The sequence below is a fragment of the Butyrivibrio sp. AE2032 genome, from assembly GCF_000702965.1.
Window position 1 is genome coordinate 2,512,322 of sequence record NZ_JNLF01000003.1, and the last position, 13,799, is coordinate 2,526,120.

General features: G+C 42.9%; 10 protein-coding genes. 6 read left to right on the forward strand and 4 right to left on the reverse strand.

Annotation, left to right across the window (positions count from 1 at the left end):
* Nucleotides 1-2 precede the first annotated feature (2 nt).
* Complete coding sequence (locus BO18_RS12925; RefSeq protein WP_034446658.1) at nt 3-884, reverse strand: carbohydrate ABC transporter permease; 882 nt, start codon at nt 882-884, stop codon at nt 3-5.
* Nucleotides 885-914: 30 nt separating this feature from the next.
* Complete coding sequence (locus BO18_RS12930; RefSeq protein WP_034446659.1) at nt 915-1,841, reverse strand: ABC transporter permease; 927 nt, start codon at nt 1,839-1,841, stop codon at nt 915-917.
* 295 nt (nt 1,842-2,136) lie between these two features.
* Between BO18_RS12930 and BO18_RS12935 the strand changes: the two genes are divergently transcribed.
* From BO18_RS12935 to BO18_RS12950, 4 genes are all read left to right on the forward strand, one after another.
* Nucleotides 2,137-3,690, forward strand: a complete 1,554-nt coding sequence (locus BO18_RS12935) for an ABC transporter substrate-binding protein (RefSeq protein ID WP_034446660.1) — start codon at nt 2,137-2,139, stop codon at nt 3,688-3,690.
* 88 nt (nt 3,691-3,778) lie between these two features.
* Nucleotides 3,779-4,960: an MFS transporter gene (locus BO18_RS12940; RefSeq protein ID WP_081861015.1), complete on the forward strand. Its 1,182-nt coding sequence runs from the start codon at nt 3,779-3,781 to the stop codon at nt 4,958-4,960.
* Nucleotides 4,950-6,443 (forward strand): stalk domain-containing protein, encoded by a 1,494-nt coding sequence (locus BO18_RS12945; protein WP_051688708.1) that lies wholly within the window; start codon nt 4,950-4,952, stop codon nt 6,441-6,443. The genes BO18_RS12940 and BO18_RS12945 overlap by 11 nt, the downstream gene beginning before the upstream one ends.
* A gap of 28 nt (nt 6,444-6,471) precedes the next feature.
* Nucleotides 6,472-7,353 carry a polysaccharide deacetylase family protein gene (locus BO18_RS12950; protein WP_034446663.1) on the forward strand — a complete coding sequence of 294 codons (882 nt, stop codon included), beginning with the start codon at nt 6,472-6,474 and terminating at the stop codon, nt 7,351-7,353.
* Nucleotides 7,354-7,356: 3 nt separating this feature from the next.
* Here BO18_RS12950 and BO18_RS12955 read toward each other — a convergent pair whose 3' ends face one another.
* Both BO18_RS12955 and BO18_RS12960 read right to left on the reverse strand, forming a co-directional pair.
* On the reverse strand, nt 7,357-8,949 hold the full coding sequence (locus BO18_RS12955; RefSeq protein WP_034446664.1) for a response regulator transcription factor: 1,593 nt from the start codon (nt 8,947-8,949) through the stop codon (nt 7,357-7,359).
* Nucleotides 8,946-10,538: a sensor histidine kinase gene (locus BO18_RS12960; RefSeq protein ID WP_034446666.1), complete on the reverse strand. Its 1,593-nt coding sequence runs from the start codon at nt 10,536-10,538 to the stop codon at nt 8,946-8,948. Before BO18_RS12960 ends, BO18_RS12955 begins: the two co-directional genes overlap by 4 nt.
* Before the next feature lie 176 nt (nt 10,539-10,714).
* Between BO18_RS12960 and BO18_RS12965 the strand changes: the two genes are divergently transcribed.
* Both BO18_RS12965 and BO18_RS12970 read left to right on the forward strand, forming a co-directional pair.
* Nucleotides 10,715-12,265 (forward strand): alpha/beta hydrolase family esterase, encoded by a 1,551-nt coding sequence (locus BO18_RS12965; RefSeq protein ID WP_034446667.1) that lies wholly within the window; start codon nt 10,715-10,717, stop codon nt 12,263-12,265.
* 3 nt (nt 12,266-12,268) lie between these two features.
* Complete coding sequence (locus tag BO18_RS12970; protein ID WP_034446669.1) at nt 12,269-13,786, forward strand: hypothetical protein; 1,518 nt, start codon at nt 12,269-12,271, stop codon at nt 13,784-13,786.
* The last annotated feature ends 13 nt before the right edge of the window (nt 13,787-13,799 follow it).

Sequence of the window (13,799 nt, forward strand, 5' to 3'; positions counted from 1 at the left end):
CATTATCCTTTGACTGAACCAACTGTGATTCCTGCTACAAAGGTCCTCTGGAAGAAAGGATATGCAATGAGTACAGGAAGGACTGCTATTACTGCAAGAGCCATTCTTATGCTGACATTAGGGATGGCGTCAACGCTGACAAATCCTGCTGAATGAGTGGCAAGGAACTGAACGTTTGACAGAACCTGATTTAAGTAGTTCTGGATTCCATAGAGATCTCTTCTTACAGTCAGGAAGTAAATTCCGTTTGTCCAGTTGTTCCAGTAAGCGATGGCTGTCATGAGGGCAACAGTTCCGATGATAGGCTTTGACATGGGAAGAACTACTTTCCACAAAAGCTTTCCTTCTCCGGCGCCGTCGATTCTTCCTGCCTCAAGTACTTCTGTAGGAATATTTGTTGTCATGTATGTACGGATCATGATAACAAAGAAAGGATTCATGAGAAGATAAGGAACTACCATTGCTGCAAATGAATCATTTATATGAAAGATCTTTGAGTAAATCAGGTAAGTTGGAACGAAACCACCATTAAAGAGCATTGTGAAGAAAAGGAAAAATGATATTACCTTTCTTCCAGGAAGATCCTTAATGGAAAGGGGATAAGCAAACAAAAGACTTATCACCAGATTGACAACTGTTCCGATGGCAGTGTACATGAAGCTCATGAGATATGCGTGAAGAATATCGCTTTTAACGCCACCGATATACTCATAGGCTTTAAAACTGAATTCCTTTGGGAACAGGCCGTAGCCGTACTGTGCAAGGCTTGCTTCGGAACTGAAGGAGCTTGCTACAAGAATTATGAAAGGTATGACACAGGAGCATACCAGTATGATCATTATAAGGTTTGTAAAAAACCTAAAGGCTTTATTTTCGTGAATCATTTCAGACCTCCAAAATGTATTTGTTGATTATCAGAACAGTGAGCTTTCTTCATCAAGCTTTCTGACTACTGAGTTTGCTGTTACCACACAGATGAAACCAAGGATTGACTGCAGGAATCCTGCTGCTGTGGATCTTCCTATATCGTTAAGCTCCAAAAGTCCTCGGTAAACGTAGGTATCGATTGTCTGGGTAGTGGAGTAAAGCATTCCGCTGTTCATTGGTACCTGATAGAAGAGTCCGAAGTCTGAATAGCAGATACGTCCAACGGCCATAAGTACCAGTGTGATAACTGTGGTCTTCATGGCAGGGATTGTTATGAATTTGATCTGAGCCCATACACCGGCTCCATCCACTACAGCAGCTTCATAAAGTGATTTGTCAATTCCGATCAAGGTACTGTAGTAAAGGATTGAGCTGTATCCAAAGCTCATCCACAGATATGTGATGGTAAGGATTACAGGCCAGTATTTTGGCTGATTGTACCAGCTTATAGGATCAATTCCGAAAAGCGGAAGTATTGTCATGTTCATGAAACCGTTCTTTCCGGAGAGCATAGCAAATACTATGTAGCTTACGATTACCGTTGAAAGAAGGTAAGGGAACAGTATTACAGTCTGACTTGCTTTCTGGAAAAACTTCTTTTTAATGGAATCTAATGATATTGCAACTACAAGTCCCAGAAGATTTCCAAGCAGTATGAATGCCAGGTTGTAAAGGATGGTATTTCTAAAGAACTGAGCCGCATCCTTTGTACTGAAAAGGTATTTGAAGTTTGAAAGCCCCGTCCAGGGACTCTGGAATATACCTATCTGATAATTTACCTTTTTAAAGGCAAGAACCAGTCCTGCCATAGGCATGTAGTTGTTGATGATCAGATAGATGATACCGGGTATCAACATAAGATACAGTGCTGAAAAACGACGTATGTCTTTTATTGCTATTTTTTTCTTTTTCATGGTTTCCTCCTGATTAAGCATTGTTATCAGCTTAATATGAAGATTAACATTTAGGGCCCTGTCAAAACTATAAGATTTCTGATTAGGACTGTCAGATTTCTGCTAACTGATACTTGACGATAAAATATTTATTTTATTTATATAATGAAGCTTTTCCAAAGGTTAGAAAACTGACAACCCAGAACAGAAAAATGATAGAAAACCCGTTTGTGATTTTGCTACCATGTTTTCAGGTTAAGAGAAAACCCATTAAAAATCTTACGAAAAATGGGACACATTTAGGAGGGAAAACATAATGAAGAAGAAGGTATTGGCTTTAGTCCTTGCGCTTACAACAGTTTCAGGAATGATAGCTGGCTGTGGAAGCTCAGGATCAGAATCCGCAGGATCAGAGCAGGCAGCTCCTGCAGCATCTCAGGATGCAGCACAGTCAGGAACTGATGCACAGACAGGTGATGTTCCAACAATCAGAGTTGCTTATAACATCATGTTCCCTGCAACAGATGAGCAGGCAATTGAGGATGCAGTAAACAAGCTCTTGGTTGAGAAGGCTGGAGCAAAGATCGATCTTGTAGGTGTTGAGTTTGCCAACATTCAGACACAGTACAACCTTATGCTTACAGGTGGAGATAACACAGTAGATCTTTTCAACTCTTTCTGGTACACAACAGAAAGTAATCTGGTTGCTAACGGACAGGTAATGGAACTTGATGATCTTATCGAGTCTGATGGCCAGGGCATCAAGGAGATCTATTCAGGAGATATGGCACAGTATCTTGATTGCGGAAGGATTGGCGGAAAGCTTTACGGAATTCCTTGCGTATACGCTTTCGAGTCTGAGAACCTCTTTGAGGTAAGAAAAGAGGATTCAGATGCTGCAAATATCGACTGGAGCAAGGTAACTGACCTGGACAGCCTTACAGATGCAATGGTAGCTATGAAGAAGGCCAATCCTGATCACTACTACGTTCCCGGATCAACAGATCCTTACTGGGTACCAAAGAGCATTGACTACCTTGGTGATACAAACTACCTTGGTGTTCTCACAGATCCTACAAACAGCACAACTGTAGAGAACTACTATGAGTCAGAGTACTTCCTTGATTTCCTTGATCATGTAAAGGTTTGGAAGGAAAACGACCTTATCAGTCCTGATCCACTTTCAAATACTAACCCTACACTTATGAACATCCTTGCAGGCGTTGCACAGGGAACACCTGGATACAGCTGGGATGCTCAGGCAGGTATTGAGTCAACATCAAAGCAGAACAACATGGAGATGATCGGAAGTGCAGTAACTGATGCACTTGCAACAACAGGTGAGGTTACAACATATATGTGGCACATGAGCACATTCTGCACAAATCCTCAGGCTGCTATGAGAGTTCTCAATGTAATGTACACAGATCCTGAAGTAGCACAGCTTCTTGCAAATGGTATTGAGGGACTTGACTACGTACTTAATGCAGATGGCAAGATGGAATATCCTAACGAGAACGGCCTTTCAGGTATCGGCTGGGGAGCGGCATCTATGGCATTCTGGCCAAACGTAACACTTTGCCCTTCATGGTCTTATGAAGATGACAACGTTTATGATGTTATGGCTGAAAAGAGAGCAAACGCTAATAAGTCTAAGGCTCTTGGATTCCAGTTTGATTCAACTCCTGTTGCAGATCAGATGACAGCTTGCGCAAACGTGGTTGCTCAGTACTACAACCCAATCATGCTCGGTGAGACTGATATTGACACAGCTCTTCCTGAGTTCCAGGCAGCACTTAAGACAGCAGGAATCGATGAGATCATAGCAGAAAAGCAGAAACAGCTTGACGCATGGCTTGCTTCAAAATAATTAGCAGACCCTAATGCTGATATAGGGGGAATCCTTCCAGGGATTCTCCCTTTTTTAAAAGAAATATTTCCACTGGCAGGTAACAAAAGTGAAAACATTATGGAATAGATATTACATAACTACAGTTTTAATAAATGTTCTTATTTCTTTTTCTTTCTATATGGTGTCGTCAATCATGTCAAAGCATCTGGTTAATATAGGAATTGACGTGGCTGTTGCAGGAGTTATCGTTGGGCTTTTCTCCATAACATCACTGGTATGCAGGCCCTTTAGCGGTATTCTTGCAGATACCTTCAGCAATGTGACTCTCCTTAAGATAAGTAACGTGCTTATGGCAATAGGTCTTATGGGATTTGCATTCGTTTCGGACGTCAGACTCCTTGTGTTTTTCAGGATAATCAATGGCGCCGGCTTTGCTTTACTTGGAACCTCTGTGATCACACTGGCCACAAGATTTGTCCCGGACGACAGAAGAGGTGAAGGAATCGGATACCTTGGACTTGGAATGGCACTTACTTCAGCTGTTGCCCCGGGATTTGGTATCATGATCGCGGACTGGCTTGGCATGAATGTGACCTTTATTGTGGCATCCCTGATGTGCGTTCTGGCTATAGTGATGCTTCTTCTTATGAACAACGCTGAAGAGAAGAAGGAGAAAAAGAACTTTAAGCTTAGTCTTAAGGATATGATAGGTGTTGAAGCTATTCCTTATACGCTGATTGCCGGAGGCTTTTCTTTTGTAAATGGCATAATTGCTTCCTATCTTGTGTTGTATGCGGATGAACTGGGAGTTGCTGGGATAAGCACATATTTCACTGTCTGTGCTGTGATGCTGATGATAGCAAGACCTATGTCAGGGAAGATCATGGACAGGAAGGGCATTAAATACACCGTTATTCCCGGAATGATCTGTACGATAATCTCAATGTTTATGTTGGGTAGAGTGACAGGACTCATAGCTATTCTTATCTCCGGCGCCATAAGGAGTCTTGGACAGGGGGCTGCACAACCCTCACTTCAGGTGGGCTGCATAAACAAATGCGGTAAGGAAAGAAGCGGAGTAGCAACAAGTACTTACTATCTCGGGGGAGATATCTGTCAGGGAACTGCACCCATGATAGGCGGACTGATAATTGGAAAAGTGGCAGGTCTTCAGGGATACAGATTATCTTTTGATCTAAGCGGAGTACTACTGATTATTGGGCTTGTTTATTTTATTTATCTGGAGTTTGTAAAGGGAAAGAACAGGGAGAAAAGAGATGATAAATAGCACTAAGGATTTTATTGAGAAACCTATAATAAGCATACCGGCAGGTGAGCCTGATGACGATAATAGAGATTACCTTCCCGGGAAGATTAAAAACAGCAAAGTGGTAGTTAATGAAAATGGTAATAACTCCCATGTTTATCCTGATAAACTTAAGGAGTTTCACAAGATCTTTTGTGACGATGTGGAGGATACCTGGTATGAATATGTTCCTGATAGCTATGATCCTTCAAAGAAGACTCCTTTAGTGGTGGCACTTCATGGAGGACTTATGACAGGCTGGGGACAGTGTATATATACCTCCTGGTCCATGGTTGCAGACAGAGAGGGATTTATAGTAGTATTCCCGGACGCCAGCTTCAGGGGACTGTGGCTAGTGGAGCATCCTCAGGAGATAAGGGAAAAGGTATGTAATCCGGAGCTTGCTGAATTTACTTTCAATGATTTTCCTGATGATTACAGACAGAACCATGACATCAATAAGATCTTTTCCATAATAGATGAAGTGAAGGGCAAGTATAACATTGATGATGGAAGGATCTATATGCAGGGAATGTCCTGCGGAAATGCCATGACGAATACCATTGCACGGCACTACGCATATAAATTTGCTGCCTTCGCAGGTTCAGCAGGACATGTAAGTCCAAAGATCCTTTTTGACAAGGATGGCAACATAATGAACGATGGCGGCCATGCTGATATCTGGCAGACCAGAATGGAAAATGACATCAATGCTCCCGGTGAAGACTGTCCTTTGGAATATACCTTCAGAAAGAACCGTGAATACTGGAATGGGCTTGGAGAGTGTAAGGATGCCCCTGTGATCAGTATTGACGGCGTCAATAACCTGGCTTTTTATACCGGAGGAAAGGCAAATCTTACCTATAGAGAGGTTGTGAACAGAGATCATGGACAGACTCTTGATGATGCTGAGATGGCATGGGACTATGTCTTTTCCGGAGTGAGAAGGCTTGAGGACGGAAGCCTTGAACATACCGCTACAGCCTGCTCAAGACAGGGGGATAAAAACGCTCTTGCAGTTGCTCCCGGTAAGAAGAATGTCTTGTTTGATAATAAGAAGACTGATATAGGGGGAGAGACCTTTATCTGGAATAAGATCAAGTACCATGGCCTTAACGGCGACTATATTGTCAGGGACAGCTACGTCATGGTTCCTGCCAGAGCACTTGCAAATATCTTTGGTGCAGAGTATTGTCAGAATAGTGGTGAGGGCGAAATGACTCTTAAGGATGGCAGAAAGATCAGGTTCTCCAGAGGAATCATTTCCTGCACAATTGACAACAGGATCAGAGATATGTATGTGGAGGCTGTTGAAAGAGATGGTGAGCTGTATATATCGGCTGAATGGCTGTGCGAGGATGTTCTGAATATGCATGTTTGTACCAGTGATGGGGTATTATATGCTTCAGATCACAACGGAAAGCTCTCCAAGCACTTTGCAAAGCTGATCTCAGATCTGCTATAAAAATGATTCGCAAGAACAGGAGAAGAGTATGAGCTACATAGTAAATGACAGGCTTTACTGGCCGGGGGGAAGAAGAAAATGTCTCACCTTAAGCTATGATGATGGTGTGACACAGGATCTTCGTCTATTGGAAATACTTAATGAAAAGGGTGTGAAAGCCACTTTTAACCTGAATCCGGGGCTTTTTGGACAGGAGAATACCGTTACCGCCGGAAAGAAGGAGGTATCCCATATAAAGCTTGGGGAAGAAAAGATAGCCTCCGCCTACAGTGGGCATGAAATTGCTGCTCATGGCTTTTTACATACATCAATGTATGGCATGGACAGTGCCAGATGCGTAAAAGAAATATTGGACAGCAGGGCAGCTTTGGAAAAACTCCTTGGGCATCCTGTGACCGGCTTTGCCTACGCTTTTGGAGCTGCAGATGAGACAATAGTGGACGCGGTGAAAAAGAGTGGCCTCAGGTATGCCAGAACAATCAAGTCAACCTGTAATTTTGATATTCCTCAGGACTTTTTGCTCTGGGATCCGACCTGTCATCACAATGATGAAAAGCTCTTTGATCTGCTTTCTGAGTTTTTATCAGATGAACCCTATTTTAACTTTTACAGTCCGGCAAAGCTATTTTATGTCTGGGGACATGCTTACGAGTTTGACCAGTGCGATAACTGGGACAGGATCGAGGAGTTTGTGGAGAAGGTATCCGGAAGGGAAGATGTATGGTATGCCACAAACACTGAGATAGAAGAGTACGTACGAGCCTACAAAAATCTTATCTTCAGTGCTGACTCGGATTATGTCACTAATCCATCTGCAATTTCAGTATGGATCGGTGGAGTGTTTGACTGTAAAACAATAGAAGTAAGGCCCGGTGAAACCGTATCCTTACTTCCTAAGACAATTATGTGATATTTAACCCAATTTGGCTTTTCTGTATTCTGTGGGAGTCATGTTCTCATACTTCTTGAACATCTGTGTGAAGTGTGAGAAATTGGTATATCCTATCTCGCAGGATATGAGGCTGATTGGAATATTGGGATTGGACAGCATATCTTTGGCTACATCAAGTTTTACCTGTGTGATGTAGGTCTTGATATTCTGTCCTGTTTCTTTTTTAAAGACCTTTGTAAAATACTCCGGACTTCTGTGGACATGGTCCGCCACTTCTTTAACGGTTAGATCCCTGTTTACGTTGTTAAGGATAAAGTTTTTGGCCTTCTTGATATCATCCTCTTCGGAGTCATTCTTTTTCAGATTCTCAAGTGCACCTGACATAAACTCAGTAGCTTTTTTCAGGGCATCTATGTTCTTATAGGCATCCAGTATTTCCTGGTAGGAATAGGTTTCATCAAATACATCGCCAATCTCGATGTTGTTATCATACATGTAGTTGAAGAAAATCTGTGTCAGCTGCTGATGCAGGTCACAAATGCTGTTAAAGCCTGCCAGATGAGCAGATGAAATGAATGAAAGGTAGGATTCTACGGAGTTTTTCATCTGCACAAAGTCGCCATTGTCTATCATTCTTTTCCATCTGTCTGCATTTTCCATCAGATCTGAGGAGGCTAGTTCATGGGTGTTTGCCTCGGAAGAAGCGAAGTGAACGCCGCACTCTAAGGATATATTGTTGGCCAGAGTGTTCTCCAGAAGATCTATCTGAGGGTGAAGATTCAGGTAGTGTTCATACTCAGAAATATATAGTCCAAAGCTTACTCCAAGTGAAGCCTTGAGATCTCCGTAGAGCTTTTCGTACCATTCATCAGGGAGACTTTCAAGGGTGTCATCATTGCAGAACAGAAGCATTACATACCTTCTGTACCTGTTAACAGTGAGAAGGCTGTAAATGTTTCGTGGAAGTCCAACTCTTTCTATTGAGGTCACAAAGCATTTCCTTATTGTGATATCACCATATTTGGGATCAGCCTTTGATACGTAGGCATAGATGTCCATCATGAGGATCCTTATCCTGGAATCCTTCTGCACCGGATATCCCATGCGCTCCAGCATATGTCTGGATTCTTTGGAGGTTTCAGGGTTTTCGGCATAGAGATTAAGGACTATCCTGTCTGACATTTCAGGACGAAGTTCCTCAAAGAGCTTTCCTTTTTCGTAAACAGCCCTGTGTTCCTCATCAAGATGATATCTGTCGATGGCTCTTTGGAGACTGTTTTCAATCTCATCGTAAGGAGCAGGCTGAAGTATGTAATCAAAGCAGCCAAGCTTTATGCTCTCCTGGGCATAGGAGAACTCTGCATGGCTGGTAAGCAGTATTCTTATGATATGGGGGTAGTTGTCCTTTACAAAGCGATTTAGCTCAAGTCCGTTTTCCCCTGGCATTTCTATGTCGCACATCATGATGTGTATCTTGTCATTTTTAAGGATCTCTTTTGCTTCAAGGGAGCTTGTGGCATAGAAAACCTTATCAAATCCAAGGCCTGTGAAATTAACTCCATGTTCAATTCCGCTAAGTACCGAGGTCTGATCATCAACTACTAAAACATTCATTTTTTTGCATCCTCATCTTTTGAATAGATCACGGGAAGATAGGCCATGATCATGGCACCTCCCTGTTCGGTGTTATTGAAAAAAGCAAGATTGCAGTCACCGTGGAATAAAATATCCATTCTGCGTTTGAGATTGCTGATTCCTACGTGGTACTGCTCATATTCTCTGTCTGAATCAAAGTTAAGCTTATCTAGCATCTCCTGGTCGTAGCCGGTTCCGTTATCAGACATCTTTATCCTGAGATATTTCTTTTCCTTGTCTTCTGTTATTTCAGCCTCAATGACAAAGCGCAGCATTTTATTGTACTGGGCATTGTATTTAACTGCATTTTCAAGGAAGGTCTGAATTATAAGTGGAGGTACCATGCAGTCAAAATAGTCAGAGGGTACCTTTTGGATAAGCATTATGGGAGTACTTGAGTCAATCTGGATTATGCCTGCATAATCATTGACTTCATCCAGTTCCTCCTTAAGGGTTATCAGGGAGAGATTGTCGTGGAAGATGAAGCGAATATGATCTGAAAAATTCATTATCATTCTCTTCATCTTGTCATACTCACCCATTTCCAACATGTTGTAAAGGCTCTTTAAGCAGTTTAGAAAAAAGTGTGACCTGGTCTGGAGCTGAAAGTATTGTAGCTGGGCGTGTTCCTTCTCGGCATTCTTGGCTTCGCTCTGTCTCGTGAGAGAAATCATCTCATAAAGGCTGATGGCCAGGATTACCATGAGAAAAACCACCATTATCATGAGAAAGAGATATGGAATATAACGAGCCAAATACTTTGATACGGACATGATACTGGCAATGTTTACAGGCATGTTCGGTATCTGCTGGGATTGGAGGATATATCTCAGGTCTGTAAAAAAACCGTGCTTGTCATTTAAAAGGTCATCAAAGGATATGTTGTAGAGCTCAAGGACCTGATTGTTGGTAAGTACCTCTTTATCATCAAAAAAGACAATCTCATAGTCCTGCATAGTTGTAAAGTCTCTGTCCTTGGCGATGAATTTAGTCAGATCCAGGGCAGCAGCTACATATAGTTCGTTTTTTTTGCAGGGAAGGACAAGCAGTGCATCGTCACCATTATAATACAGATTCCAATGCCAAAGCTGCTGAACCGGCAGTTCTTCAATAAAGGTTTCTATCGATATTTCCAGTGCGTAGTTTTTGTTGAAATCTTTTTTGTCAAAACCTGAGCCTACCTGCCAGATAGCGATGTCCCTGTTTTCGTCAAAGCAAAGGATCATACTTCCGGATCTGACGCTACCGTTTATGTGATTCCTAAGCAGATAGCTGTGCAGAATCTCATCTGAGCTGGAAAGATTCCCTGATGAAAGAAATTCAAAGCTTGGATTGGAACTATGTATATTCTGGACAATGTTCTCAAGATCCGAGGCGTTCAGCTCTAGTTCCCTTGAATAGAAACCAAGGAGTTCTGAGGAACTGTCTCTGGACTGATGCTGAAAGGTCTTTATGGATATGAGCGCTATTACAGACATGAGGGCTATTACCACAAGGATAATTGCCCAGAAGGCAATGCGCAGTGTTCTTTTTATCCGGAGCTGTCCGGGGGAGTCTTTCCTTTTCAAAAAACATTCTCCTAACTAATAAAGAAAAATAATAATACACAAATTCTATCACTTTTTTCTTTGAAAAGTGATATTTCCTGTCAGATAACTGACAGTATCAAAAAAGGTGTCTTTGGTATCATGATGTTAATGAAAAATTGGGCGTTTTTATAGTGCCTGAATGGGAGAGATAGCATATGGAAATCAGCTTAAGAGCCGGAACACCTGATGATAATAACAGGGATTACCTTCCGGAAGAATGTAAGAATACTGACATAGTTGTAAACGAAAACGGCAACAATTCGCAGCCCTATCCGGAAAGATTAAAGGAATTCACAATGACCCTCTGCGATGGTGTGGAGGATACCTGGTATGAATATGTACCGGCAAGCTATGACGGCAGCAGCAAGGTTCCGCTGGTATTTTCCATGCACGGGGGACTTATGACAGGCTGGGGACAGGCTATTTATACTTCCTGGACATTGATGGCAGAAAGGGACGTATTTATCGTTGTCTTTCCCAATGCACATGAGGGAAGGGCTTGGGAGCTTAAGTGGGGCTACTGGGGAGTAAACAGCAGTGAGACAGCCCCGGGTGACATCAATTCACACCCTGCGGGTCTTAAGGAAAGTCCTGAAAATGTCCTGGAAAACCACGATGTGAAGATGACCCTGGCCTTAATGGATCTTATTATGGAAAAGTATGAAATAGATCCTCAGAGGGTGTTTATGCAGGGCATGAGCATGGGAAATATGATGACAAGTCTTTTCGCCAGGGAACTTGGTGACAGGCTTGCAGGGGCAGCAGGAGCAGGCTGTTCAACCTTCCTGTCACTTCTTTATGACGAGAATTACAAGATAAAGAATCAGGGAGGACCACTGGCTATCTGGCAGTCAAGGCCCGAGACAAATAACATCCCCGAGGATACGCAGCTACAAAAGAGAATAAACAAGTACAACAGACTTTACTGGATGAGGATCAACGGATGTAGTCCTATACCCAAGATCAGCATTCAGGGTGAGAATAACCTGGCATTTTACTCCGGCAAAAATGCGGATATGGTCTATCTGGACATAAAGAACAGAGACCATGGGCAGAGCTTTGATGATGCAGCTCTTATCTGGGATTATCTCTTTTCAGGAGTTAGAAGGGGAGATGATGGCAGAATAGAAAAAAAGTTAAGCGCATCGGAAAGAAAAGGCGATGACTTTGCTGTAGCTTTGGCCCTTGGAGCTGAAAAGCTCTGGGTAAGCGGAGAAGTATCTGATACAGGAAAGCCTGTGATAAAGTGGCAAAAGCTCAAGTATCACGGCCTTGATGGCGGAGAAAGGGTAAGAGGAGAATATACCATGATCCCTCTGTCAGCGCTTTCAGCTGCCTTTCCGGTAGAAGTTTCCTATTCGGAGGATGGACTGACTGCTGAGGTAGCTCTTTTACAGGAAAAGAAATGTGGAAAGCAGGCGCCGGTATGCAAGAAGATGCAGTTTGCAAGAGGAAGCATCGGCTGCATCATGGACAATAAGATCAGGCAGATGTACTGCGAGACCATTGAGAGAAACGGGGAGCTTTATATCAGTGCTGAGTGGTTTGCAAGGGCAGCCTACGATCTTACAGTGAGTTTCTGTGACGACGTTTTGTATATTACAGATCATTTCAGCCATCTTTCACTGTATATGGCAGATCTGATAAAAGACATCCTGAATGACCGGGCTGTGCCGGATAACTACGATGAAATGGGGGATTTCTAAATAATGGAAAACAGGATTAGGTTAAAAGCCGGCGTTCCCAATGACAAAAACAGGGATTATCTGCCGGAAGCAATATACCATTCACAGATGGTAGTCAATGAAAATGGAAACAACTCCCAGCCATATCCTGAAAGGCTACAGGAGTTTCATGAAGAGATTGTGGAAAAGGATAAGGAAGATGTCTGGTTTGAGTACGTGCCGGAAAGCTACGACGGTTCAGAAAAAGTACCACTAATCATTTCTCTTCACGGAGGACTTATGACAGGTTGGGGACAGGCTATCTATTCCTCCTGGACCCTTGTGGCTGACAGGGATAACTGCATTGTCTTTTTCCCAAATGCCTTTTCAAGGCGTATGTGGCTTGTGGAATACTCACAGAAGGATCTTATAAACAAGGCTATGGCAGATGAGCCTGAGGAACTTCATGCAGATGTACCACCGGAAAATCCGGATGACAACCATGATATCAGGCTGATACTCAATCTTATAGACAGGGCAAAAGAGAAATACAACATCGATGAAGGCAGGATATTCATTCAGGGAATGAGCGCAGGAAACCTTATGGGAGCGTTCTTCTCCAGATATTACGGAAGTAGGATCACGGGACTTGGGGAGTCTGCCGGACCTACCTTTGATCCGGGGCTTTTGTTTAATGAGGACGGATCCCTTCACAACTATTCAGGACCTATGGCTGTATGGCAGACCAGACCTGAAAGAAACGGTGTTCCGGATTTTGTATCCTACACTGACCTGGAGCTTTACCGCTACAACAGGGAGTACTGGCTGAAGGTCAATAAGTGCGATCCGGTGCCTGCGATTTCAATTTTGGGGGAAAATAATTTTGCTTTTTACAAGGGAGAGGGAGCACCTTTCGTTTATCTGGATGTAAAGAACAGAGATCACGGACAGACCTTTGATGAGGCCTTTCTCCAGTGGGATTATCTCTTTTCCGGAGTAAGAAAAAAGCCTGACGGAAGTATCGAGGATGTGGGATCAAGGCTGGAAAGAAAGGGTGACAGCTTCAATGTAGCTTTGTATGAAGGCACAAATACAGTTCTTTTGAATAATCAGCTCATTGATCTGGACAGGCCTGTAATGAGATGGCAGAAGCTTAAGTATCACGGGCAGAACGGAAAAGAGCTGGTAAGAGGGGATTACATAATGGTTCCACTGTCATTTGTTGAGAAGTGCGCAGGAGCAAAGCTGGAGTATCAGAATGACAGACAAGAAGCAGATGTTACATTGCCTGACGGAAGGAAGCTGCAGTTCGCTACCGGAAGCATAGGCTGCATTATAGATAATGACCTTAGGCAGATGTACTGCGAGACCATCTTTAGACATAACGAGCTTTATATTTCTTTTGAATGGTTTGCAAGAATGATAATGGGCTGGACAAGCTCAGAGTGCGACGGAATCGTCTATGTTACAGACCACCATGCAGAGCTGGCAATCAATATGGCCGATCTTATCAGGGATCTTCTCTGCAGGGATATGTGGTCTGAAGTGGCAAAAAACGCGTAAGAAAGGGGACAAA

What these genes read in the sequence shown, in the direction of transcription:
- BO18_RS12945 (WP_051688708.1), top strand. Translation starts at nt 4,950, where the DNA reads ATGATAAATAGCACTAAGGATTTTATTGAGAAACCTATAATAAGCATA.
- BO18_RS12935 (WP_034446660.1), top strand. Translation starts at nt 2,137, where the DNA reads ATGAAGAAGAAGGTATTGGCTTTAGTCCTTGCGCTTACAACAGTTTCA.
- BO18_RS12965 (WP_034446667.1), top strand. Translation starts at nt 10,715, where the DNA reads ATGGAAATCAGCTTAAGAGCCGGAACACCTGATGATAATAACAGGGAT.
- BO18_RS12930 (WP_034446659.1), bottom strand. Translation starts at nt 1,841, where the DNA reads ATGAAAAAGAAAAAAATAGCAATAAAAGACATACGTCGTTTTTCAGCA.
- BO18_RS12925 (WP_034446658.1), bottom strand. Translation starts at nt 884, where the DNA reads ATGATTCACGAAAATAAAGCCTTTAGGTTTTTTACAAACCTTATAATG.
- BO18_RS12950 (WP_034446663.1), top strand. Translation starts at nt 6,472, where the DNA reads ATGAGCTACATAGTAAATGACAGGCTTTACTGGCCGGGGGGAAGAAGA.
- BO18_RS12955 (WP_034446664.1), bottom strand. Translation starts at nt 8,949, where the DNA reads ATGAATGTTTTAGTAGTTGATGATCAGACCTCGGTACTTAGCGGAATT.
- BO18_RS12970 (WP_034446669.1), top strand. Translation starts at nt 12,269, where the DNA reads ATGGAAAACAGGATTAGGTTAAAAGCCGGCGTTCCCAATGACAAAAAC.